At 68.3% G+C, this 23,020-nt stretch carries 22 protein-coding genes; 15 read left to right on the top strand and 7 right to left on the bottom strand.

What is annotated here, in order from left to right; genetic code table 11:
• Nucleotides 1-64 precede the first annotated feature (64 nt).
• From JZ792_RS35870 to mnhG, 10 genes are all read left to right on the top strand, one after another.
• Complete coding sequence (locus JZ792_RS35870) at nt 65-421, top strand: UBP-type zinc finger domain-containing protein (RefSeq protein ID WP_109528990.1); 357 nt, start codon at nt 65-67, stop codon at nt 419-421.
• Nucleotides 422-514: 93 nt separating this feature from the next.
• Entirely contained in the window at nt 515-973 is a 459-nt protein-coding gene (locus tag JZ792_RS35865; protein WP_254190812.1) for a hypothetical protein, read from the top strand.
• Nucleotides 974-1,004: 31 nt separating this feature from the next.
• Nucleotides 1,005-3,191 (top strand): AAA family ATPase, encoded by a 2,187-nt coding sequence (locus tag JZ792_RS35860; protein ID WP_308165589.1) that lies wholly within the window; start codon nt 1,005-1,007, stop codon nt 3,189-3,191.
• 129 nt (nt 3,192-3,320) lie between these two features.
• Nucleotides 3,321-4,619 (top strand): hypothetical protein, encoded by a 1,299-nt coding sequence (locus JZ792_RS35855; protein ID WP_216917349.1) that lies wholly within the window; start codon nt 3,321-3,323, stop codon nt 4,617-4,619.
• 111 nt (nt 4,620-4,730) lie between these two features.
• Nucleotides 4,731-7,589 carry a Na+/H+ antiporter subunit A gene (locus JZ792_RS35850; protein WP_216917348.1) on the top strand — a complete coding sequence of 953 codons (2,859 nt, stop codon included), beginning with the start codon at nt 4,731-4,733 and terminating at the stop codon, nt 7,587-7,589.
• A complete protein-coding gene (locus tag JZ792_RS35845) occupies nt 7,586-7,969 on the top strand; it encodes a Na(+)/H(+) antiporter subunit C (RefSeq protein ID WP_216917347.1) in 384 nt (127 codons plus the stop codon). Before JZ792_RS35850 ends, JZ792_RS35845 begins: the two co-directional genes overlap by 4 nt.
• Entirely contained in the window at nt 7,966-9,567 is a 1,602-nt protein-coding gene (locus tag JZ792_RS35840; RefSeq protein ID WP_216917346.1) for a Na+/H+ antiporter subunit D, read from the top strand. The genes JZ792_RS35845 and JZ792_RS35840 overlap by 4 nt, the downstream gene beginning before the upstream one ends.
• Nucleotides 9,568-9,587: 20 nt before the next feature.
• The gene (locus tag JZ792_RS35835; RefSeq protein WP_438804425.1) at nt 9,588-10,121 is read left to right on the top strand and encodes a Na+/H+ antiporter subunit E; all 534 of its coding nucleotides are present in this window, start codon (nt 9,588-9,590) and stop codon (nt 10,119-10,121) included.
• Nucleotides 10,118-10,378 carry a monovalent cation/H+ antiporter complex subunit F gene (locus JZ792_RS35830; RefSeq protein WP_216917344.1) on the top strand — a complete coding sequence of 87 codons (261 nt, stop codon included), beginning with the start codon at nt 10,118-10,120 and terminating at the stop codon, nt 10,376-10,378. Before JZ792_RS35835 ends, JZ792_RS35830 begins: the two co-directional genes overlap by 4 nt.
• A complete protein-coding gene (mnhG, locus tag JZ792_RS35825) occupies nt 10,375-10,707 on the top strand; it encodes a monovalent cation/H(+) antiporter subunit G (RefSeq protein ID WP_216917343.1) in 333 nt (110 codons plus the stop codon). The genes JZ792_RS35830 and mnhG overlap by 4 nt, the downstream gene beginning before the upstream one ends.
• Before the next feature lie 87 nt (nt 10,708-10,794).
• Here the strand turns inward: mnhG and JZ792_RS35820 are convergent, their stop codons facing one another.
• The 5 genes from JZ792_RS35820 to napA all read right to left on the bottom strand — a co-directional run bounded on the left by JZ792_RS35820 (nt 10,795) and on the right by napA (nt 15,202).
• On the bottom strand, nt 10,795-12,081 hold the full coding sequence (locus JZ792_RS35820) for a phosphatase PAP2 family protein (RefSeq protein WP_308165590.1): 1,287 nt from the start codon (nt 12,079-12,081) through the stop codon (nt 10,795-10,797).
• Nucleotides 12,082-12,227: 146 nt separating this feature from the next.
• Nucleotides 12,228-13,373 carry a glutamate--cysteine ligase gene (locus tag JZ792_RS35815; RefSeq protein WP_216917341.1) on the bottom strand — a complete coding sequence of 382 codons (1,146 nt, stop codon included), beginning with the start codon at nt 13,371-13,373 and terminating at the stop codon, nt 12,228-12,230.
• 12 nt (nt 13,374-13,385) lie between these two features.
• On the bottom strand, nt 13,386-14,072 hold the full coding sequence (gene sodC / locus JZ792_RS35810; protein WP_216917340.1) for a superoxide dismutase[Cu-Zn]: 687 nt from the start codon (nt 14,070-14,072) through the stop codon (nt 13,386-13,388).
• Nucleotides 14,073-14,202: 130 nt separating this feature from the next.
• Nucleotides 14,203-14,787 (bottom strand): LytR C-terminal domain-containing protein, encoded by a 585-nt coding sequence (locus JZ792_RS35805; RefSeq protein WP_216917339.1) that lies wholly within the window; start codon nt 14,785-14,787, stop codon nt 14,203-14,205.
• Between the two features lie 58 nt (nt 14,788-14,845).
• Nucleotides 14,846-15,202 carry a nucleoid-associated protein NapA gene (napA, locus tag JZ792_RS35800; RefSeq protein WP_216917338.1) on the bottom strand — a complete coding sequence of 119 codons (357 nt, stop codon included), beginning with the start codon at nt 15,200-15,202 and terminating at the stop codon, nt 14,846-14,848.
• 183 nt (nt 15,203-15,385) lie between these two features.
• On the opposite strand from napA, the gene JZ792_RS35795 reads away from it, so the two are divergent.
• From JZ792_RS35795 to JZ792_RS35785, 3 genes are all read left to right on the top strand, one after another.
• Complete coding sequence (locus tag JZ792_RS35795) at nt 15,386-15,976, top strand: peptide deformylase (RefSeq protein ID WP_216917337.1); 591 nt, start codon at nt 15,386-15,388, stop codon at nt 15,974-15,976.
• Nucleotides 15,966-16,961 (top strand): N-acetylglutamate synthase, CG3035 family, encoded by a 996-nt coding sequence (locus JZ792_RS35790; protein ID WP_438804424.1) that lies wholly within the window; start codon nt 15,966-15,968, stop codon nt 16,959-16,961. The genes JZ792_RS35795 and JZ792_RS35790 overlap by 11 nt, the downstream gene beginning before the upstream one ends.
• Nucleotides 16,962-17,037: 76 nt before the next feature.
• Nucleotides 17,038-17,853 (top strand): exodeoxyribonuclease III, encoded by an 816-nt coding sequence (locus JZ792_RS35785; RefSeq protein WP_216917336.1) that lies wholly within the window; start codon nt 17,038-17,040, stop codon nt 17,851-17,853.
• 27 nt (nt 17,854-17,880) lie between these two features.
• On the opposite strand, the gene JZ792_RS35780 is transcribed toward JZ792_RS35785, so the two are convergent.
• On the bottom strand, nt 17,881-18,993 hold the full coding sequence (locus JZ792_RS35780; RefSeq protein ID WP_216917335.1) for a hypothetical protein: 1,113 nt from the start codon (nt 18,991-18,993) through the stop codon (nt 17,881-17,883).
• Nucleotides 18,994-19,233: 240 nt separating this feature from the next.
• On the opposite strand from JZ792_RS35780, the gene thiC reads away from it, so the two are divergent.
• Nucleotides 19,234-20,862, top strand: a complete 1,629-nt coding sequence (gene thiC / locus JZ792_RS35775; RefSeq protein WP_216917334.1) for a phosphomethylpyrimidine synthase ThiC — start codon at nt 19,234-19,236, stop codon at nt 20,860-20,862.
• Between the two features lie 219 nt (nt 20,863-21,081).
• On the opposite strand, the gene JZ792_RS35770 is transcribed toward thiC, so the two are convergent.
• A complete protein-coding gene (locus JZ792_RS35770) occupies nt 21,082-21,639 on the bottom strand; it encodes a TetR family transcriptional regulator (protein ID WP_216917333.1) in 558 nt (185 codons plus the stop codon).
• 39 nt (nt 21,640-21,678) lie between these two features.
• On the opposite strand from JZ792_RS35770, the gene JZ792_RS35765 reads away from it, so the two are divergent.
• Nucleotides 21,679-22,923 carry a KasA/KasB family beta-ketoacyl-ACP synthase gene (locus JZ792_RS35765; RefSeq protein ID WP_216917332.1) on the top strand — a complete coding sequence of 415 codons (1,245 nt, stop codon included), beginning with the start codon at nt 21,679-21,681 and terminating at the stop codon, nt 22,921-22,923.
• The last annotated feature ends 97 nt before the right edge of the window (nt 22,924-23,020 follow it).

Genomic DNA, 23,020 nt, shown 5'->3' with positions numbered 1-23,020 from the left:
CCCCACCCCCGCCGACGCGGAAACACTCACCCCCACAGCCATGAGCTGACCGAGCGGAGGACCCATGACCACAGAACACATCGATGGCATCGACCCCACCATTCCCCCGAGCGGCCCCGGCTGCGTGGAATGCGAAGCGACGCGGGGCTGGTGGGTCCATCTGCGCCGGTGCGCCCAGTGCGGTCACGTCGGTTGCTGCGACACCTCGCCCTCACAGCACGCGTCCAAGCACGCCGCGGAGACCGGTCATCCTTTCATCCAGAGTTTCGAGCCCGGTGAGGACTGGTTCTGGAATTTCGGATCCGAGGAGATGTTCGGCGGCGGTCCGGAGTTGGCACCGCCGCACAGTCATCCGGCCGATCAGGGCGCGCCGGGTCCGCGCGACCGGGTGCCCGCGGATTGGCAGCAGCACATTCATTGACGATCCCGACCCGATCGGCGCTCACGCACCCGGTACGCTGCACCGAACGCGCCGGAGGCCCCCGGCGCCTCGAGCCACCCGGGATTGCAGAAGATGAAGAGAATTTCCGTCATCGTCGTGGCCGCCGGAGCGGTGGCTCTGATGCTGACAGGTTGCGGCGGGTCGGAGGAGACCTCCGACGCGAGCGGCCTGCGCAAGGGAAATACCGATTCCAGCGCGACGATCACCTCGCGTCCGACCTCGACCGGCGCGTTGCCGACCTCGGCGGATCGCGCGCCGTCGGCGACGACGTCGTCCGCGCCCGCCGCGACGACGCCGCCCGAGCCGACCGGCCTGCCCGCGCGGGCGTCGGATACGACGTGCGCGCAGTTCAAAGGCCTGGACAGCACCGAGGAGAAGGCCGTGATCGAACGGATCCTGGCCGAGAATCCGGACAGTCAGTTCACCGGCAGCCCGAATGTCGCGCTGGGCACGGCCAAATTGGTGTGCTTGGCGTCGAGCAACGCGAGCCGGACGGTCGCCGCCGCGGCGGGAATCGCCGTCAGGAACTGACCCGCGCCGCGCGGGCGGGCAGAATGGCACGGTGGCAGAACTGGCGCTCACCGCTCGCTTGAATTCCTCCGCCGCCGACGCGAGGCGCGGGGTGGTGCGGTTGCATCCGGAAGCGTTGACGGCGCTCGGCCTGCGCGAGTGGGACGGTGTGACGCTGGTCGGTTCGCGGCGTACGGCGGCGGTCGTCGGGGTCGCACCGGCGGGGACGCCCGCCGGGGTGGCGTTACTCGATGACGTGACGTTGTCCAACGCGGGTCTGCGCGAGGACGCGACCGTGGTTGTGTCTCCGGCGACGGTTTTCGGCGCGCGGCAGATCTCGGTGAGCGGGTCCGTGCACGCCACGAGCAGTATTCCGGCCGCGACGCTGCGGCAGGCGTTGCTCGGCAAGATCGTCACGGTCGGCGACACGGTGTCGCTGCTGCCCCGCGAACTCGGCCCCGATATCCCGTCTTCCGCTGCCAGCCAAGCACTTTCGCGCACCTTCGGCATCGCGTGGACGACCGAGCTGCTGACCGTCACCGCCACCGATCCGTCCGGCCCGGTCAGCGTGCAGCCGAATACCGCGGTGACATGGGGGCAGGGTGTGCTGGCCGCGCTCGACGCGGCGGGCAGGTCCGAGGAGGTGGCGCCGCAACTCCGCGCGGCCACCGGTGATGCCGCGGTGGTCGCGGTGGAGGATCTGGTGGGCGCGCACACCCAGGCCGCCAAACTCGCCGAATGGCTCAGTCTCGCGCTCGACGAACCCGAACTGCTCAAGACGCTGGGCGCGGCCCCCGATCTCGGTGTGCTGATCAGCGGTCCCGCCGGTGTCGGCAAGGCGACGCTGGCGCGGTCGGTGGTCGCGCCGCGCCGTCTCGTCGAGATCGACGGTCCGACCGTCGGCGCGGCGGAGGGCGGGGCGAGGTTGCGCGAGGTGGCGTCAGCGGTGGCCGAGATCGCTTCGGGCCGAGGCGGCATTCTGCTGGTCACCGATATCGACGCTTTGCTGCCGGCCCAGGCCGAACCGGTCGCGACGCTGATCCTGGATCAGTTGCGCGCGGCGGTGGCCGGACCCTGCGTCGCGTTCGTGGCGACGACCTCGCATCCCACGGCACTCGATCCGAGGTTGCGCGCACCGGATCTGTGCGACCGCGAGCTGACATTGGCGCTTCCGACCGCCCCGGTGCGCAAGGCACTGTTGGAACAGTTGTTGCGCAAGGTCCCGACCGGCATCCTGGAATTGGACGATATCGCCGCGCGCACACCGGGTTTCGTCGTCTCCGATCTGGCGGCGCTGTGCCGGGAGGCGGCGCTGCGGGCGGCGTCGCGGGCCAGCAGGCAGCAGTCCGAACCGCAGCTGACCCAGGACGATCTGACCGGCGCGCTCGAGGTGATCCGGCCGCTGTCGCGTTCGGGCACAGAGGAACTCGCGATCGGCAGCCTCGCGCTCGAGGATGTCGGCGATATGGTCGAAACCAAACAGGCGCTGACCGAAGCGGTGCTCTGGCCGTTGCGGCATCCCGATTCCTTCGCCCGTCTCGGCATCGATCCGCCCAGGGGCGTCCTGCTCTACGGTCCGCCCGGATGCGGCAAGACGTTCCTGGTGCGCGCGCTGGCGAGTACCGGCCAGTTGAGCGTGCACGCGGTGAAGGGCGCCGAACTCATGGACAAATGGGTGGGTTCCTCGGAGCGGGCGGTGCGCGAGTTGTTCCAGCGCGCACGCGATTCCGCGCCCGCGCTGATCTTCCTGGACGAGGTGGACGCGCTCGCGCCGCGTCGCGGGCAGAGCGGTGATTCCGGTGTCGGCGATCGGGTGGTCGCCGCCTTGCTCACCGAATTGGACGGGGTCGAGCCGCTGCGGGATGTGGTGGTGCTCGGCGCGACGAATCGTCCGGAGTTGATCGATCCGGCGCTCCTGCGTCCGGGCAGGCTGGAACGCCTGGTCTTCGTGCCACCGCCGGACGCGGACGCCCGCCGCGAGATCCTGCGCACCGCGGGGCGGTCGGTGCCGCTGGCCGACGACGTCGACCTTGCCGCACTGGCGACCGATCTGGACGGGTATTCCGCCGCCGACTGCGCGGCGCTGTTGCGCGAGGCCGCGCTGGCCGCCATGCGCCGCGACGTGGACGCCGCCGACGTGACCTCCGCCGATGTCGCCGCCGCGCGCGCGGCGGTCCGGCCTTCCCTGGATCCGGATCAGGTGGAGTCGTTGCGTCGATACGCCGACAAGCGCGGATAGGGATTCCATCGCCCCGGTTGGCTAATCCTCATAATCGGCCTCTCTCAGTCATTTTCCGCCGTGCGACATGACCCGGCGATATCCGGGCAATCACCTGTTCGGCACCGCGGTCCGGGTAAATTCGGCGGCGTGCGACGCATCGGCGACACCTTCGACGCGATCACGGCCTGCTGCGGGGCCGCGGTCGGCGCGGTCGCGCTGGCGCTGCCCATCACCTACGCGTGGTCGGGCGAGAGCACGTCGTACCGGCTCGCCGCGCTCTACAACAGCGTGCCGCGCGGCGCGGCGATCGGGGTGATCGTCGCCGCGACGGTGGCCGTGCTCGTCACGACCTTCACCCGTCCCGCGACGGCGTGGGCGGTGGCGCTCGCCGGTTCGTTCGGGTTGTTCGTCAATCACCTCGCGGGCCGTCACACCGCCGCACCCGAGGTGCTCACCACCCAGGACTACGTCGACGCGATCTGCGGCGGAATCCTGCTCGGCGCGCTCGGCGCGGCCGCGTTGCGCAGGCCGCTGCCCGCGTTCGGATTCGCACTCGGCAGTGTGGGTTTCTTCGTCTTCGGCGATCTCGCCGAATTCCTCGATATCCAGGCCATGGACCCCTACGCCGTGATGGAGACTCCCCCGACCTGGCTTATCGGCGTCGCGGTCGTACTCGTACTGCTGAGCGCGATGGGCAATGCCGTGCGGCGCGGGCAAGTCCACGATCCGGACGAACGGGTGGAACTGCCGATCACCCCGATCCTCGCCGCCCTGGTCTTCGCGCTGCCGGTGCTCGTCGGCACCGAATGGCTGTCGCGACAGTACGACCGCCCGGGCGGGCACACGATCGATATCGCCCTCGCCGTCATCGCCACCGTGATCGCGGCGACCGTGGCGGCCATGCTGCTGCCGCGCCGCGACGGTGTGGCGATACTGCTCGCCGCCGCCATCGTGCCCGCCGCCGACGCCCTCGGCCCGACACCACGGCCGGACTGGATGCTGGCCGCGGTACTCGTGGCGACCGGCCTCGGCATCGTCGCGGGTTTCAAGGCGCCCGTGCCCGGCTTCGGACTCTTCATGGTCGGCGCGCTCTCGGTTTTCGCGATCGTGGTCGCGCCCTACGACAACACCGTGATGTACGCGACCGGAAGTATCGCGCTGGCGTTCATCGCGGGCTATTGCTGCGGATGCGTCCGACCGTGTTACGTGCCGAGCGGCGTGCTCGCGATCTCGGCGCTGCTGCTGCCATCGATCGTCACCGCCATGCCGGAAGAGGGGGATCTTCCGGTCAGGGACGCGATGGCGGGTGTCGGCACCGCGGGTAAGACCGCGCTGGCGATCACCATCGGATGCGGACTCGCCCTGGCCGGGCTGTACCGGCTGCGACCGCCGAGCCTGCCCCGACCGCTGGCGCCCGCCCCGACCGGCGCGGTTGCGGATATATAGCCCGAACGCGAATGAATGGCCTACGCCATATGCGGCGAGGCCGCGAAAGATCCAGTCGCCACGTAGGGTTTACTGGCAGTACCCCGCCGCTACTACCCGACGGAGTGCAGTTTGCTCGCAATCCTGCTCGCGCACGCGTTCGCCGCGATAGCGGCACCGCTGTGCGTGCGGGCGTTGGGACGCAACGCGTTCTATCCGCTCGCGCTGGTCCCACTGGGCGGATTGAGCTGGGTCATCGCGAATTGGGGTAGTACACAGCAGGTTCGGATCACCTGGGCGCCCGCGATCGAGATGAACATCGATCTGCGCTTCGATTCGCTCAGCGCCATCATGGCGGCCCTCGTGCTCGGCATCGGCGCGCTGATCCTCTGTTACTGCGCCAGGTATTTCGAGGACGACGAACCGCGCCTCGGCGTCTTCGCCGCCGAACTCGTCGGATTCGCCTTCGCCATGTTCGGGCTGGTCACCAGCGACAACATGTTGTTGCTCTACGTCTTCTGGGAAACGACGACCGTGCTGTCGTTCCTGCTGGTCGGGCACTACGCCGAACGCGCGTCCAGCCGCAGGGCGGCATTGCAGGCCCTGTTCGTGACCGCGGCGGGCGGGCTGTCCATGCTCGTCGGCATCATCATCCTCGGCCAGTCCAGCGGCAGTTATCTGCTCTCGGATCTGCTGGCGCGCGAGCAGCCGCCGACCGGCGTCGCGGTGAGTGTCGCCGTGGTGCTGATACTGGTCGGCGCGCTGAGCAAATCCGCGATCGTCCCGCTGCATTTCTGGCTGCCAGGCGCGATGGCGGCACCGACGCCGGTCAGCGCCTACCTGCACGCCGCGGCGATGGTGAAGGCGGGCGTCTACCTGATCGCCCGGCTCGCGCCGGTCTTCGCGCACAGTCCGCCCTGGCATCCGCTCGTGCTGACGCTCGGTCTCGCCTCGATGCTGCTGGCGGGCTGGCGCGCGCTCCAGGTCACCGATCTCAAACTGGTGCTCGCCTTCGGCACGGTCAGCCAGCTCGGTTTCCTGGTCGTGCTCGTCGGTATCGGCACACCCGACGCCGCGCTGGCCGGTGTGGCGATGGTCGTCGCGCACGCGCTGTTCAAGGCGAGTCTGTTCATGGTGGTCGGCATCATCGATCACGGCGCGGGCACCCGCGATCTGCGTCTGCTGTCCGGGCTCGGCCGTCGCGAACCGGTCCTGCTCGCGGTGGCGTCGCTCGCGGCGCTGAGCATGGCCGGTATCCCGCCGCTGATCGGCTTCGTCGGCAAGGAGAGCGCACTCGGCGCGGTCCTCGACGCGGACGTGCTCGCCTGGCCCGCGCGGGTCGCGCTCGTCGTCGGGGTGACCGTCGGCTCGGCGCTGACCCTCGGTTACAGCGCCCGGTTCGTCTGGGGCGCGTTCGCCGACAAACCGGGCCAGGAACACACCCGGACCGAGGAATTCGGCACTCCCGAACTCGGCTGGCACGGGCCGGGAGCGCTGTTCATCGCCCCGCCCGCGATCCTCGCGGTGGCCGGTCTGATCGCCGGTCCCGCCGCCGCCTGGCTGGACGGCGTGCTCGGCCCCTACGCCGAAACCCTGCCCGGCACGTTGAACACCCACCTCGCGCTCTGGCACGGATTCACCGCGCCGCTCGGGCTGACGGCGGTGATCGTCGTCGCGGGCACCGTGCTGTTCCTGCAACGCGGACGGATCGTCGAGACCACCCACCACGTGCTCGGCAACGCCGACCGTGTCTACGACGCCACGCTGCGCGCGATGGACCGGATCTCGCTGCGGATGACCGGTTCGGTGCAGCGCGGTTCGCTGCCGCTGACCCAGGCCACCATCCTCGGGACGCTGATCATCCTGCCGACCGTCGCGCTGGCACTCGGCACCCGCACCGGTGTGCGGCTGCGGCTGTGGGATTCCCCGCTACAGGTGGCGATCGGCGTGATCATGGCGGCGATGGCGCTCGGCGCGACCGTCCTGCGCAATCGGCTGGCCAGCGTGCTCGTCGTCGGCGTCACCGGCTACGGCTGCGGCGTGATCTTCGCCCTGCACGGCGCCCCCGATCTCGCGCTGACCCAATTCCTGGTCGAGACACTCACTCTGGTGATCTTCGTGCTGGTGCTGCGCGCGTTCCCGGCCGAGATCGGCGCGGCCCGCGCCACCCGCTTCAAGGTGCGAAGGGCGCTGCTCGCCGCCACCACCGGCGTTGTCGTCGCGGTGCTCGCCGCCTTCGCGACCGCCGCCCGTTCCACCGAACCGATCTGGCATCGGATTCCCCGGGCCGCCTACGAACTCGGCGGCGGCAAGAACGCGGTCAACGTCCTTCTCGTCGATATCCGCGCCTGGGACACCCTGGGCGAGATCTCGGTGCTCATCGTCGCCGCCACCGGCGTCGCGTCGCTGGTGTTCCGCACCAGGCGCTTCGGCACCGCGCCGCGCGCGGTCGACTCGCCCCGCTACGACCCCGATCTGGTGAGCTGGCTGCCCGCGTCCAGACTCATGGCGCGCGAGGACCGTTCGATGGTTCTCCAGATCACCACCCGACTGCTGTTCCCCACCATCATGGTGCTCTCGATCTACTTCTTCTTCTCCGGCCACAACGCCCCCGGCGGCGGATTCGCCGGTGGGCTCATGGCAGGTCTCGCGCTGACACTGCGCTACCTGGCGGGCGGACGATACGAATTGGGCGAGGCGCTTCCCGTCGACGCCGGGCATCTGCTCGGCGCGGGGCTGGCGCTGGCCGCGGGCACCGCGACGACCTCGCTGCTGCTCGGCGCGCCGCCGCTGTCGTCGGCCATCGTCGAGATCACCCTGCCGCTGATCGGACACGTCAAACTGGTCACCGCCATGTTCTTCGACCTCGGCGTGTACCTGATCGTGGTCGGTCTCGTCCTCGACGTCCTGCGCAGCCTGGGCGCGCGCCTGGACAGCGAACTGGGCGAGACCACCGAAACCGCTTCGCGACGCGGAGGTTCCGGGACGTGACCTCGAATCTGACGCTGCTGATCCTGATCGGCGTGCTCGTCGCGTGCGGGGTGTACCTGATCCTGGAACGCACCGTGTCGAAGATGCTGCTCGGGATGATCCTGTTCGGCAACGCGGTGAATCTGCTGATCCTGACGGTCGGCGGACCGGACGGCAGTTCGCCGATTCTCGGCACCGCGCAGGACGACGAGCGGACGATGGCCGATCCGCTCGCGCAGGCCATGGTGCTCACGGCCATCGTCATCACCATGGGCTTGGCGGCGTTCGTACTCGCCCTCGCCTATCGGTCCTACATCCTCACCACCACCGAGTCACTGGAGAACGATCCCGACGACGTCGAAGTGGCGACGCGCCGCGACCGAGAGGATCCGGAAGATTGAGCCTCTCCCCCGGCCTGTTACCGGCGCTGGCGCCGCTACCGGTGCTCGTGCCGCTGCTCGCCGCCGCGGCGACCCTGGTCTTCGGCAGGAAACCGCGCATCCAGGGCACGGTGGTACTGCTGGCGCTGAGCGCGGTCGTCGTCATCAGCGCGCTGCTGCTCTACCTCGCCGATCGCGACGGCACCACCGCCGTCCAGGTCGGCGGTTGGGAAACCCCGATCGGCATCACGCTGGTGGTCGATCGGCTGTCGGCGGGCATGCTGCTGGTGTCGTCGATCGTGCTGCTCGCGGTATCGCTCTACGGTTCCGGCCAGAACATCCGCGACGGCGGTGCCCGGCAACCGACGTCCATCTATCGACCCACCTATCTCGTACTGACCGCGGGCGTGTGCGCGGCCTTCCTCGCCGGTGACCTGTTCAACCTGTTCGTCGGCTTCGAGATGCTGCTGGCCGCCTCCTTCGTGCTGCTCACCGTCGGCGCGACCGCGCAGCGAATCCGGGCGGGCGTGGCCTACGTCATGGTCTCCATGCTGTCGTCGCTGATCTTCCTCGTCGGCATCGGACTCGCGTACGCGACCAGCGGCACTCTCAATCTCGCGCAACTCGCGGTCCGGATGGAAGGCGCGCCGCAGGGCGTGCGGACCGCCGTCTACGCCGTGCTGCTGGTGGCTTTCGGCATCAAGGCCGCGGTCTTCCCGCTGTCGAACTGGCTGCCCGACTCGTACCCCACCGCGCCCGCGCCGGTGACCGCGGTCTTCGCGGGCCTGCTCACCAAGGTCGGCGTGTACGCGATCATCCGGACCCACTCGCTGATGTTCCCCGACGGCAGTTTCGACACGGTCCTGCTGGTCTGCGGACTGCTCACCATGGTGATCGGCATCTTCGGCGCGATCGCGCAGAGCGATATCCGCAGGCTGCTGTCGTTCACCCTCGTCAGCCATATCGGCTACATGATCTTCGGCGTCGGACTCGGCAGCGCCGCCGGGCTCGCGGGCTCGATCTACTATGTGGCGCACCACATTCTGGTGCAGACCACCCTGTTCCTCGTGGTCGGCCTCATCGAACGCCAAGCCGGTTCGACGTCGCTGCGCCGACTCGGCGGACTTGCCGCGGCGAGCCCGATCCTCGGTGTGCTGTTCCTGATACCGGCGCTCAATCTCGGTGGCATCCCGCCGTTCTCCGGTTTCATCGGCAAGGTGGCGCTGTTGCAAGCCGGCGCGGCCGACGGCAGTGCGCTGGCGTGGACGCTGGTGGCCGGGGCCGTGTTCACCAGCCTGCTCACCCTGTACGTCGCGGCGCGAACGTGGGCCAAGGCGTTCTGGCGACCGCGCGTGGAAGCCCCGGAAGGTCATCTCACAGCCGCGAATCCGCCCACCCTGATAGAGGATTCCGAAGACGTCCTCTACGACGAGCGCGCCGATCCCGGACGCATCCCGCCGCTGATGCTCGCCGCGACCGCCGCACTGGCCGCGGTCGGCCTCGCCCTGACCGTGCTGGCGGGCCCGATCCTCGGCATCGCCGACCGCGCCGCCGCGGACCTGTCCGATCCCGGCGTCTACATCGGCTCGGTACTCGGCGACCAGGGGGCGACGCGATGAACGGCTCACCGTCGCGCCTCCTGAATCGGGGCAATGTGATCAGGGCGGGGCTGCTGATCTGGCTGACGCTGGTCTACATGGCGCTGTGGGGCGATCTCAGCGTCGGCAATCTGCTCGCCGGACTCGTCATCGCGACGATCGTCATGGTCGCGCTGCCCTTGCCGACACTGCCCGGCACCGGGCATTTCAATCCGCTGCCACTGGTCGAATTGGTGGTGGTGAGTTCGTATTACGCGCTCGAATCCAGTTTCCAGGTGGCCTGGCTCGCGGTGCGTCCCGCGCCGACACCGGTGTCGGGCGTGCTGCGGGTGAACCTGAGCACCCGCTCCGATCTGGTGCTCGTACTGTGCACCGACCTGCTGAATCTGATTCCCGGCACCATGGTGCTCGAGATCGACCGGCAGCGCTGCGTGGTCTACGTGCACGTCCTCGACGTGAGCAGTGACCACGCCGTCGACAAGTTCTACCGGACCACACGGAGGCTGGAACGACTTCTGGTCGACGCCTTCGAACGGCCGGTCCGCAGAACCCCGCCGCCGGAGGTGAACCGATGACCGTCGCCGCTGTCATCGCGGCCGTATTCCTGGCCGCCGCAGCCCTGCTCACCGCCTTTCGAATACTGGCGGGCCCGAATACGCTCGACCGCGTCGTCGGCATCGATTCGCTCATCGCGATCGCCGCGTCCGGACTCGCGGTGTGGGCCGCCTACAGCGGCGACACCGACGTCATCCCGGCGATCGTGGCGCTGGCCCTGGTCGGGTTCCTCGGCTCCGCCGCCGTCTCCCGCTTCCGCGTCAGGGACGACAGTTGACCGCGCTGGAATGGATATCGGCCGTGCTCATCGTGCTCGGCGCGTTCCTCGCCTTCACCGCCGCACTGGGCATCCTGCGTTTCCCCGACACCCTCACCCGCATGCACGCCGCGACCAAACCCCAGGTCGTCGGCCTCATCCTCATCCTCCTCGGCACCGGCGTCGAACTGCGCGACGACGCCAACGTCTGGATGCTCGGCCTGACCGCCCTGTTCACCATCCTGACCGCCCCCGTCATCGCCCACCTCCTCGGCCGCACCGCCTACCGCGAACAACGTCACCGCGACGGCATGCTGCGCGTCAACGAACTCGGCGACGAACTCGATTGATCCGCCCGGTACTCGAGCGGCTCATCCGGCACCTTCGCGGCGATGTCGAGTTCCACGCACCCATCGAACGGACGCCGGGCGAACGGCTCAGCCGACGGGTTCGGGGCTGATTCGCGCGGGGATCGCGTCGCGGTGGGTGGCGAACCAGGTGGCGTGGAAAGCGGCGGCGAAACCGGCGAGCAGGGCGAGGATGATGGTGCCCGCCAGCGCCGGATATTCGGCCATGGGGACGGCCAGGTAGCGGTAGGACAGCAGCAGGGTCGCGAGGACGCCGACACCGGCGGCGACCAGGCGGACGCGGAACCAGCCCCAGCCGCGTTCGGGTTCCCGCAGTACCGATTCCACGGTCAGGCACAGGATCGCGCCCGCGACCAGGTCGACGCCGTAGTGGTAGCCGAAACCGAGCGTCGCGGTGAGGGTGGCGACCAGCCAGAACGCGCCGCCCCAGCGCAGCCACGCGGGGGCGCGACCGCCGTCGATATCGCGGCGGGTGTGCAGGAAGACCGACAGCGCCCACGCGGTGTGCATGGACGGCATGCAATTGCGCGGCGTCACCTTGTCGAAGGGCATCGCCGACGGGTTCCTGTCGATGGGTGGCACCACATTCGGCCAGTAGTTGCCCAGTTGCAGACCGTGACCGTCGGCGCCGAAGGCGAACATCGGACCGACGACGGGGAACAGCAGGTAGACGATCGGACCGAGCAGTCCGAGGACGAGGAACGTCCGCACCAGATAGTGCGTCGGCCACTGCCCGGTCGGCACGACCCTGCGCAGTTGCCACACCGCGACCACGATGGCCGCGACGGGCAATTCGATGTAGACCCAGTGCAATACCGCGTACACACCGGGGCCGAGCGCGTCGACGACCCGGCCCATCAGCCACGACGGATCGCCGAGGGCGTGATCGGCCAGCATCACGTAGTGATCGAACACCTCCGGTCGCGTCACCACGGTGACGTGCAACCAGACATCGCCGACCTTGGTGGCCAGGATCAGCAGCGCGCCCAGCGCGGCGGCCCCCAGCGCGTTGCGCCGTTCGACCCCGCTCCAGCGCAGGAAGGCGGTCACCGCGATCGCGGTGAGCACGATGACGGCGCCGTTGCCGACCGTCGGCGGATCACCCGCGAGCAGCCGCGCGCCCGCACCGATCAGGTCGATGGCGACGGCGGCGCTCAACGCGACGACCCGGCGCTTGGTCGAGAGGCCGACCAAGGCAAGTACCAGTCCGGCCCACGGCACCGACATGGACTTGGGGGTGCCCGCGTAGTCCTTCCACAGGCTGGCCAGCGGTCCCTCGAACCCCTGCCCGGCCGCGGCGATCTGCAACGCGACCAGCAGCACGACGACGCCGGATACCGCTGCCACGGCCCAGATCCGGGCCGGGGGTGCGGATATCCGCCGCGCCGAATTTCCTACGCTGGAACCCGGGTCCTCGACAAGCACGTCGACCATCGTAAACGGGGGATGAACGCAATCCCCCTCCTGATCTGAACAGAAGCCGACCGACGCGGTCCGGCGACCTACTGATCGAGCTCTCGCACCAGGGCGTCGACCACCGCGACCAGGTCACCTTGCGCCGCTGCGGCCACCTTGCGCTGACGCTGGTACGAGGCCCCGCGCACCGGGATCTCGGCCACCAGCGCCAATTCGTCGGCGCAACCGAGCCGCTTGGCCGTCGGTTCGAGCCTGTTCAGGATTTCGGTGAGGTCGTCTGTGACCAAACGCTCATTACTCTCGGAATCCACGATGACGATCGCGTCCAGCCCGTATCGCGCGGCTCGCCATTTGTTCTCCTGCACATGCCACGGCGGCAGCGTCGGCAACTCCTCACCGTTCTCCACCCGCTGGTCGAGATCGACGATCAGGCAGTGGATGAACGCGGCCAGAGCCGCCAGTTCCGCCCTGGTCGAGGTGCCGTCGCAGATACGCACCTCGATGGTGCCCCATTTCGGCGCCGGCCGGATATCCCAGTGCATGCCGCCGAGCTGTTCGAAGACGCCGGTCTTGAACTGGTCGTGCACGAAATGCTCGAACTGGGTCCAGTTCTCGAACTGGAACGGCAGACCCGCGGTCGGCAACTGCTGGAACATCAGCGTGCGATTGCTGGCGTATCCGGTGTCCGCGCCCGCCCACATGGGTGAGGACGCCGACAGCGCGAGCAGATGCGGATAGGCGAGCAGCAGCGAGTTCAGGATCGGCAGGACCTTGTCCCGGTGCGAGACGCCGACGTGCACGTGGACGCCCCAGATCATCATCTGGCGGCCCCACCACTGGGTGCGCTCGATCAGTTCGTCGTAGTGCTCGGAGCGGGTCAGCTGCTGCGCGGACCACTGCGCGAACGGGTGGGTGCCCGCGCAGAACAGGTCGACGCCCAGCGGGTCGGCGGCGCGGCGCACGGCGTCCATCGTGCCGTGCAGATCCTCCACCGCCGCGCCGACGGTGTCGTGCACACCGGTGACGAGTTCGACGGTGTTGCGCAGCAATTCCTTGGTGACCTGCTGTTTTCCGTCCCAGGACCGTAGATCGCCGACCTCGTCGAATACGGCGGAGGCGGTGTTGGACAGATCGCGCGTCACCTTGTCGACGAGCGCGATCTCCCATTCGATGCCGATGGTCGGCCGGGGCGAGCCGGTGAAGGGAACCTGTTCAACTCTTGCCCTGGCCATCTCGCACCTTGTCTAAGCGATGACGCCGCAAGCGACGCGGCCGCCCGCGTCCCCTGTCGCGAGCGTGGTGTCGTCCGGGCCCGCGATACCGTCGGCACGGACATAACGGTTGGGGATGTTGCCGAAGTTGTCGGCATCGGCGTGGATGATCAGCGCCTTGCCCTTGATGTCGGCGAGGGTCACCGAGTCGGTCGTGGTCACCAGGGTGCCCATACCGTCCGAACGCACCTCGAGGGAGGTGAGGTCGCCGCTGGCCGGATGCGAGTTCGCGCTGCCGACCTGGAGGTGACCGCCCGCGGAGAGGAAATCGCCCGCGCCGCCGCCGGTCGGGGCGACAGAATTCGCCTCGCATTTGCCGACACTGTGGATATGCAGACCGTGGAAGCCCGGCCGCAGTCCGTTCGCCTCGACCTGCACCTGGAGGTGATCGCCGGAGGCGGTGATCGTGGCGGTGGCGACCGATTTACCCGAAGGATCCTTCAGATCCACCTTGGCGCCCGGATTCGTCGAATCACTGCCGTGCTGCTCGCCGAAATCGGCGGACGGCGGAGCGGCCGCTCCCGTCCACACGGGCGGGGTCGTTCCCTTGACATCACTCGACTCCTGGCTGTTAGAACAGGCAGCGAGGCCGAAGACCGCGACCGCAAGCACCGGGGTCACAGTCCGCCAGGACGGGCGACGAGTTGTGGACGGGGCCATCGGGGAACTCCTTTACGAGTACCGAGTTTACGAGTAAAGCTGGGTGGACAACGTTCGTTACCGGACAAGATGATGCCACGCCCGCCGTGTCACACCGTGACAGGGCCGTGTGGCTCGCAGCACTCGAACGTCAGTTACCCGCCAGAATGACGACCACACCGGCACCCTGATCGACACCGGCGGACTTCGGTTCGGCGGGCGCGCCCAACTGCTGCGCGATCGCCAGCGCGGCTTCCCGTTCCCCGGGTGAATCCCCGTAGTACACGGTGGTTTTCGCGATATTGCCGTTGGCGTAGTTACCGGAGGACACATTGGTCCAGCCGTCGGCCTGCAACTGACTCGCGGTCCGCGAGGCCAGCCCCGCGACCACGCTGTTGTTCAGCACACGCACCGGCACCGCGCGATCCAGCGCCTCGGCGGGCGGCGGCGCGGAGGTCGTGGCCTGGGTGGTCGTGGTTGCGGTGGTCGTGGTTGCGGTGGTCGTCTCCGCCGTCGTCGTGGACGCCGCGGTCGCGGCGGTGGTGGTGACGCGTGCCGCCGTCGTGGTCGGCGCCGCGCCGGTGGCGTCGGTCGACTCGGCGACGGTCGAGTCGTCGGCCTCCGAACTCGACAGCGACATCGCGCCGAGACCCGCGAAGACGATGGCCAAAGCGATCAACACCATCGCCAGCGCGCGCAACGGTGGCCCGCCGGAGGTGGGATTGGGGTAGCTCACGGTGTCGACCCTAGTCCCACATCGGGTTCCGAGGTCGGCATCGCGCCGCCGAGTCGGGTCATACCTGGAAACCGAGACGCCGGGCGGCCCTGGCCTTCTGCCTGCTCGCCCGCAGGCGGCGCAACCGCTTCACCAGCATCGGGTCCACGGCGAGCGCCTCGGGCCGGTCGACGACGGCGTTGAGAACCTGGTAGTAGCGGGTCGGCGACATGCCGAACAGCTCCCTGATGGCCTCTTCTTTCGCGCCCGCGTACTTCCACCACTGCCGTTCGAAGGCCAGGATGTCGTGTTCACGACGGCTGAGGCCGCCTTCCTCCTCCGCCGCCGGAGCGCCTGCCGCCGCGGCCTGTGCATCCCCGCTCACGGAAGGGCCGTCCTGGCTCCCGGGAAGATCCCGTGCCGCTGCGCCGTCCATCCTGCTCCCTCGCCGAGTGACCACCAGAGGAAAATGGTGCTGTACGTCGCGAAACATTGAACCACGGGACCGAGGGGCGTCTCAGCCCAGTTCCCGGCGTGTTGATTACCCGGGAGTAGCGGTGTGTCGCGGCCGGTCGACACGCGGTAACGGCTGGATCGGCACCCAGTAGGCTTATCGCCCATGGCAATCCTCCCCATCGTGATCGTCGGTGACCCCGTGCTGCACAACCCCACGGCGCGAGTAACCCAAACCCCGGAGGAACTGGCCGAACTGGTCGCGGATATGTACGAGACGCTGGAGGCTTCCAACGGCGTCGGGCTGGCGGCCAATCAGGTCGGTGTACCGCTGCGCGTGTTCGTCTACGACTGTCCCGACATCGGCCAGGACGGCACACCGGAGCGGCGTAAGGGCGCCGTGGTCAATCCGGTGCTGGAGACTTCCGAGATCCCCGAGACCATGCCCGACCCCGACGACGACGAGGAAGGCTGCCTGTCGGTTCCCGGCGAGCAGTTCCCGACCGGGCGCGCCGAATGGGCCAGGGTCACCGGCATCGACGAGCACGGCGATCCGGTGGAACTCGAGGGCAAGGGCTTCTTCGCGCGGATGTTGCAGCACGAGGTCGGCCATCTCGACGGATTCCTGTACGTGGACGTGCTGATCGGGCGCAACGCCCGCGCGGCGAAGAAGGCGATCAAACGCAACGGCTGGGGCGTCCCCGGGCTGAGCTGGATTCCGGGCACCGTGCCCGACCCGTTCGGGCATGACCACTGAGCCCGCGCACACGGAGCACTCCGTGGCCCACGAACGAAAAGTAGCGATAGGACGGCGGGTGGTCATGCGGTACCGGCTGCCCCCGGGTCAACCACAATCGCTCACCGATGTGATCGGCGAACTGGTCGCGCTCGACCCGCCGACGGTCCGCGCCGCCGACGGCCGACTGGTGTCGGTCACCGACGACCGGGTCGTCGCGCTCAAAGCCCTGGGCCCGAGACCCATTCGCACCGGCGAGATCCGCACGCTCGAAGCCGCGGCCGCGTTCGGCTGGCCGGGCATGGAGTACGAGTGGATCGACGGCTGGCTGGCGCGCGCCGGGAACGAGTACACCTACCGCGCGAATTCCGCTGTGCCGCTGGGACAGCACGGCGTACCCGCCGATCTCACCACCGAGACCCTGCTGCGCATCGACGACTGGTACACCCTGCGCAACCTGCCGTTGCGCCTCGCGCTGCCCGATCGTCTCGCCACGGCGCCGCCCGGCTGGCCGATCGAACGCGAGACGGTCGTACTCGGCCTCGATATCGAGAATTTCGTGCTGCCGCAGGGTCCGCCGATGGTGCGGTTCGCGCCCGCGCCCGACGACGCGTGGCTGTCGATGTACCGGTCTCAGGGTGAAACCCCCACGGATCAGCCGGATTCGGCGTCGATCCGCGAGGTGCTGACCGCCGTGCACGAGGGTGAACTCGGCTTCGCCTCGCTCGGCGTCCCCGCGCCGATCGCGATCGGACGTGGCGCGCTCACCACCGCGCCCGACGGACGCCGGTGGATCGGGCTGAGCTGTCTCACGGTCGCGGCCGAGCACCGCAGGCACGGGCTCGGCTCCTTGATCTGCGCGGAATTGATCCGCTGGGGCCACGGCCGTGGCGCGACCCACGCCTATCTCCAGGTCACCGCGGACAATGTCGGCGCGATCGCGCTCTACCGCGACATGGGTTTCCTCGACCATCACAGCTACCGTTACGCCGCTCCCCCGTCGTGACAGCCGCGCGAAAGAGCGTAGAAAAGAACCTGTAGGCCGTGCGGTCCTGTGGGCCCATTGTGAAGGAAGGCATTTCGTGCGTCTCGCGACTTGGAACGTCAACTCGATCCGTTCCCGTATCGATCGGGTGGCGCAATTCCTCGACCGCCAGGACATCGACGTGCTCGCGATGCAGGAAACCAAATGCCGCGACGACCAGTTCCCGTTCGAGCGGTTCGACGAACTCGGGTACGAGGTCGCCCACCTCGGCGTCAACCAGTGGAACGGCGTGGCCATCGCCTCCCGGATCGGGCTCGACGATGTCGAATACGCCTTTCCCGGTCAGCCCGGTTTCGACAAGGACGCGGGCGAATCCCTGATCAGCACGCCCGTCGTCGAATCCCGCGCACTCGGCGCGACCTGCGGTGGCGTGCGCGTGTGGAGCCTGTACGTACCGAACGGCCGGGCACTGGAAGACCCGCATTACACCTACAAACTGGAATGGCTCGCCGCGTTGCGCGCGAGCGGACAGGCGTGGCTGACGGAGGACCCGAAGGCCAGGATCGCCCTCGTCGGCGACTGGAATATCGCGCCGACCGACGACGATGTGTGGTCGACCGATTTCTTCCAGGGCAAGACCCACACCTCCCCGCCCGAACGCGAGGCCTTCGAGGCCGTCGTCGACACCGGTTTCGCCGATGTCATGCGGCCCTTCGCGCCCGGCCCCGGCGTCTACACCTACTGGGACTACACCCAGCTGCGTTTCCCCCGTAAGGAAGGTATGCGCATCGATTTCGTCCTTGCCTCACCCGAACTGGCGGGCAGGGCCGAGGACGCGCTGGTCGACCGGGACGAGCGCAAGGGCAAGGGCGCGAGCGACCACGCCCCGGTCATCGCCGAATTCCGCGACTGACCGGGAGCGCGTGGCACCCGCCCCGGCTCACACCGTGACGTAGGCGAATTCGTCGGCGGCCAGCGCGGCCCAGGTCGGTTGCGCGTCGACGCCGCGGTTGGCGAGTTCCTCCACGAGATCGCCTCGGTCCGGATCGTTGTCGTAGGGGCTGCGCGGGAACCAGTCCGGCCAGTGGTCGTAGGCGCGTTCCACCCGCACCTCGGCGCCGTCGATGGCGAAGCGGATGAACAGCCATCGGCCGTGCTCACCGGTCTCGGTATCGCGCAGCCGCCGCAACCCGGTCGGAATCTTGCGCGCGTTGCGCGGCACGCCGACCCCGATGCCGCGACCGACCCGGAACGCGAAGTCGATATGCCCGTACTCCTCGTACAGCACCCGGATACGGGCGACCATATCGACGAGTTCCGGACTCTCTGGCGGAACGGGGCGCGGCTTCTCGGGCGCCTCGACCATCGCGGCGACGAGTTGCCTGCGATGGTCGACCGGACTGAGCCTGCGCCGCCACCGCGGTCCGGTTCCCGCGACGGGAAGTTCCTCCGCCACCGGAGCCGACCCGGCGACGACACCACCGCGCGCGAGGAAATCGTATACCGGATCGCATAATTCGGGTTCGAGCACCGAAACCAGTTCCGACGTCACCGATCTCGTCTCCGCCGCCGCGAACAGCGCGGCGATCTCGGCACGGGTCACGCCGTGCAGCGATTCCGCGAAAAGTCCTACCAGTTGCTGCAATTCGAGCAGCGGATAGAGCGCCACCGCCGTCTCGTACTCCACGCGCAACAATTCCAGCTGTGCGGCGTGCCGCCACGCCGCGCCGTCCCACCAGCGCACGAAATCGATCACCTCGTCGAGCATCAGCGGCGTGAGATCGGCGATCGGCACCCACGGCGGCGCGCCCGCGAGCAGATCCTGCGGTTCGGCGGGCGCGACGTAGTGGTCGTCACGTCCCTGCCCGAACAGCACGGCGGTCCCGTCGACGTATCGCACCAGCGTGAACCAGTTCTCCGCCAGCCCCATGTCGAAGGTGACCCGACCGCCGACCAACTCACCTAGCTGCCCCGAACCCTCCGGATCCTGCACCACTTGGACCACAAGGGTGCGACCCCACAGAACATCCAGCGTCGGCAACTCGGATTGCATGCCCCACAACCTAATCCCCGCGACGCCGGTCGTCAGTGCCCGCGACCGTATCGCGACCATCACCTCCGGTATGCGGATCACCGGGAGCGGCGTCGGGCGGGCGGGTATGGTTGGCCGGGGAAAATCGCATATCGCCAACGGGGGCTCGCACCAGCGGGCTGAGAGGACGGCTAGCTCCACGGAGCGTCAGGGCCGTCGACCGTATGAACCTGACCGGGTAATGCCGGCGTAGGGAGAAACATGACGAGCACACCTGTCGACACCGTGACCACCGGTCCCATCGAAGGCAGCGTCAAATATTATCGCCAGGTCGATGACCTGCGGATTCCGGTTCGCCGGATCAACCTCACCAATGGTGAGACCTTCGACGTCTACGACACCTCCGGCCCGTACACCGACACCGCGGCCACCATCGATCTGGAAGCCGGACTACCCGCGCTGCGCGACGGCTGGGAGAAACCGCGGGTCGACGGCCCACCGACCCAGCTGGCCTGGGCGCGCCGAGGAATCGTCACCCCCGAGATGCGTTTCATCGCCGAGCGCGAGGGCGTGACGCCGGAGCTGGTGCGCGAGGAGGTCGCCGCCGGACGGGCGGTCATCCCGGCCAATCACAAGCACCCCGAACTCGAGCCGACGATCATCGGCAAGAAATTCCTGGTCAAGATCAACGCCAATATCGGCAATTCCGCCGTCTCCTCCTCGATCGCCGAGGAGGTCGAGAAGATGGTGTGGGCCACGCGCTGGGGCGCCGACACCATCATGGATCTGTCCACGGGCAAGAACATCCACGAGACCCGGGAGTGGATTCTGCGCAATTCCCCGGTCCCGGTCGGCACCGTGCCGATCTACCAGGCGCTGGAGAAGGTGAACGGCGACCCGACCGCGCTGACCTGGGAGATCTACCGCGATACCGTCATCGAACAGTGCGAGCAGGGCGTGGACTACATGACCGTGCACGCCGGTGTGCTGTTGCGCTATGTCCCGCTCACCGCCAAACGGGTCACCGGCATCGTCTCGCGCGGCGGGTCGATCATGGCCGCGTGGTGCCTGGCCCATCACCGGGAATCGTTCCTGTACACCAACTTCGCCGAACTGTGCGAAATCCTGGCGAAATACGACGTCACCTTCTCCCTCGGTGACGGTCTGCGTCCCGGCTCGATCGCCGACGCCAACGACGAGGCCCAGTTCGCCGAACTGCGCACCCTCGGCGAACTGACCAAGATCGCGAAATCCTTCGGTGTCCAGGTGATGATCGAAGGTCCCGGCCACGTGCCGATGCACAAGATCGTGGAGAACGTGCGACTCGAGGAGGAACTGTGCGAGGAGGCCCCGTTCTACACCCTCGGGCCGCTCGCCACCGATATCGCGCCCGCCTATGACCACATCACCTCGGCCATCGGCGCCGCCATCATCGCCCAGGCGGGCACCGCCATGCTCTGTTACGTGACCCCGAAGGAACATCTCGGTCTGCCCAACCGCGACGATGTGAAGGTCGGTGTGATCACGTACAAGATCGCCGCCCACGCCGCAGATCTCGCCAAGGGCCACCCGCACGCCCAGGACCGGGACAACGAATTGTCCAAGGCGCGTTTCGAATTCCGCTGGCGTGACCAGTTCGCGTTATCGCTGGACCCGGACACCGCACGCGAGTACCACGACGAGACGATGCCCGCCGAACCGGCCAAGACCGCGCATTTCTGTTCCATGTGCGGGCCCAAGTTCTGCTCGATGCGCATCTCGGCCGATGTCAGGGAGTACGCCGCACGCGAGGGTCTGACCGATGTGCAGGCCATCGAGGCGGGAATGGCCGAAAAATCGGCGGAATTCGCCGATGCGGGCAAGAAGGTGTACCTGCCCGTGGTCTCCTGATACCACGGCTGTTCACGGTTTCGTATTTCCGGGTCGATCGTTACCCGGAAATACGGACGCCGGGTACTCCGTCTCGCCCCCGGCAGCGGGATTACCCGGCGGCGACCGTCGCGGACATCGCATCGCCGCCCTGCGCAGGGGGCAGGACAGCGGGGAGTTGCGGTGTCCGCGACGGATCTGCCGATGCGGTGACCGCACGCGCCGGGCGTCCCGCGCACATCAGCGGATGTTCTGTTCGATCGAACGCCGCGCCGCGCGCGTGGTGCGCTCGATATCACCGGTGATCAGCCGATCCTGAATCACCCCGCGCAACCCGGAAATCAACAGGGTCGCAACAGCTTCCGGATCATCGACGGTCCCGATGCGCCGCAGAGCCGCCGACAGCGACGTGACGAAGGCGCCGATCGCCTCCACGGCGTAGCCCGCGTACGGGCTGTCCGGCGCGCACGCCGCGCCCAGCACTTGGAGCAGGACTCGCACGCTGGTCGACCCGTCGCCGGATGTGCTCGAATCGAAGAAGGCGGTCAGCCTGGCGCGCAGTGCCGTCGCGTCGTCCACGTCGGCGAACAGTGCGCCGATATCGGGACGCTGGGTGGCCAGAGCCTGGACCAGCAGTTCTTCCTTGGTGTCGAAGTAGTAGATGAGCATGCGCGAACTGGTCCCGAGCGCGGCCGCCAGCGGGCGCAGCGACAGTTCGGCGAGTCCGTTGGCTGCGATGTATTCGACGACGCCGTGCAGCAGTTCGGCGCGTTTGGCGTGGTCGAGTGGGCGGGCCATGGGTTGACTGTAGCGACTGCTACAGGTATCCATATCAGCGTGACTGTAACGATCGCTTCAGAAACTCGCCCTTCGGTGGTCGTCACCGGATACGCCGCGACCACCTCGCTGGCCGAGGACGCCGATACGACCTGGTCGGAACTGCTGCGGGGCCGCACCGGCATCCGGCGACTCGATGACGACTTCGTCACCGAATACGACCTGCCGGTGCGGATCGGCGCGAAGCTGCGGTCACATCCGGGCGACCGGTTGACCAGAATCGAGCAGCGGCGGCTGTCCTATGTGGAGCAGTTGGCGCTGGTCCTCGGCCGCGAGGTCTGGCAGCGGGCCGACGCCCCCGAGGTCGAGGGCGAGCGCCTCGCGGTGGCGATCGGCACCGGACTCGGCGGGGCCGACGCGCTGATCGACGCGGTGGACGCGATGCGCCGAGGCGGGTATCGCAAGGTGTCGCCGATGTCGGTGCCGATGGTGATGCCCAACGGCCCCGCCGCCACGGTGGGACTCGAAATCGGCGCGAAGGCAGGGGTTTTCGCACCGGTATCGGCATGTTCCTCCGGTTCGGAGGCCATCGCGCACGGCTGGCGGCTCATCAGCACCGGGGAGGCGGACGTGGTGGTGGCGGGCGGTGTGGAAGGCCATATCCACGCGGTGCCGATCGCGAGTTTCGCCATGATGCGCGCCATGAGCACCCGCAACGACGAGCCGGAACGCGCCTCGCGACCATTCGACCGCGACCGCGACGGTTTCGTCTTCGGCGAGGCGGGCGCGTTGCTCGTCCTGGAATCCGAAACCCACGCCACGGCCAGGGGCGCGCGCATCCACGGCCGGATCCTGGGCGCGGGCATCACCTCCGACGCCTATCACATCGTCGCCTCCGAACCGGGCGGCCTCGGCGCGGCACGGGCCATGCGCAAGGCGATACAGACTGCCGGACTGCGGGATTCGGATATCCAGCATGTGAACGCACACGCCACGTCGACCTCGATCGGCGACGCGTCGGAGGCCGAGGCGATCACCTCGGTGACACCGGACGCCTCGGTCTACGCCCCCAAATCCGCACTGGGACATTCGATCGGGGCCGTCGGCGCCCTGGAATCGGTACTCACCCTGCTGACAGTGCGCGATGGAATCGTCCCGCCCACACTGAATCTGGACAATCTCGACCCCGCGATCGAGCTGGATATCGTCACGGGAGCGGCGCGCACCCAACGTATCGACTACGCGCTGAACAATTCCTTCGGCTTCGGTGGACACAATGTCGCCCTCGCGTTCGGGGCGGCATAGGCGGCAGAAAGCAGGCAGTGTCCGGCCTTGCGGCGGTGCGAAGCGGGGCGATGCGGAGCGGCGGCCGGGCGCGGGGCGGCGCAGTGCGGGGCGGGGC

Source organism: Nocardia noduli (assembly GCF_019038455.1).
GTDB lineage: Bacteria > Actinomycetota > Actinomycetes > Mycobacteriales > Mycobacteriaceae > Nocardia > Nocardia noduli.
Note: the sequence above shows the minus strand (reverse complement) of the source record. Positions and strands in the feature narration are given on the sequence as shown.

Bases quoted from the DNA above. Each gene is read 5' to 3' on its own strand.
- JZ792_RS35815 (WP_216917341.1), bottom strand. From the start codon at position 13,373: ATGGCCAGGGCAAGAGTTGAACAGGTTCCCTTCACCGGCTCGCCCCGG.
- sodC (WP_216917340.1), bottom strand. From the start codon at position 14,072: ATGGCCCCGTCCACAACTCGTCGCCCGTCCTGGCGGACTGTGACCCCG.
- JZ792_RS35770 (WP_216917333.1), bottom strand. From the start codon at position 21,639: ATGGCCCGCCCACTCGACCACGCCAAACGCGCCGAACTGCTGCACGGC.
- JZ792_RS35790 (WP_438804424.1), top strand. From the start codon at position 15,966: ATGACCACTGAGCCCGCGCACACGGAGCACTCCGTGGCCCACGAACGA.
- JZ792_RS35865 (WP_254190812.1), top strand. From the start codon at position 515: ATGAAGAGAATTTCCGTCATCGTCGTGGCCGCCGGAGCGGTGGCTCTG.
- JZ792_RS35795 (WP_216917337.1), top strand. From the start codon at position 15,386: ATGGCAATCCTCCCCATCGTGATCGTCGGTGACCCCGTGCTGCACAAC.
- thiC (WP_216917334.1), top strand. From the start codon at position 19,234: ATGACGAGCACACCTGTCGACACCGTGACCACCGGTCCCATCGAAGGC.
- JZ792_RS35830 (WP_216917344.1), top strand. From the start codon at position 10,118: ATGACCGTCGCCGCTGTCATCGCGGCCGTATTCCTGGCCGCCGCAGCC.
- napA (WP_216917338.1), bottom strand. From the start codon at position 15,202: ATGGACGGCGCAGCGGCACGGGATCTTCCCGGGAGCCAGGACGGCCCT.
- JZ792_RS35870 (WP_109528990.1), top strand. From the start codon at position 65: ATGACCACAGAACACATCGATGGCATCGACCCCACCATTCCCCCGAGC.
- JZ792_RS35780 (WP_216917335.1), bottom strand. From the start codon at position 18,993: ATGCAATCCGAGTTGCCGACGCTGGATGTTCTGTGGGGTCGCACCCTT.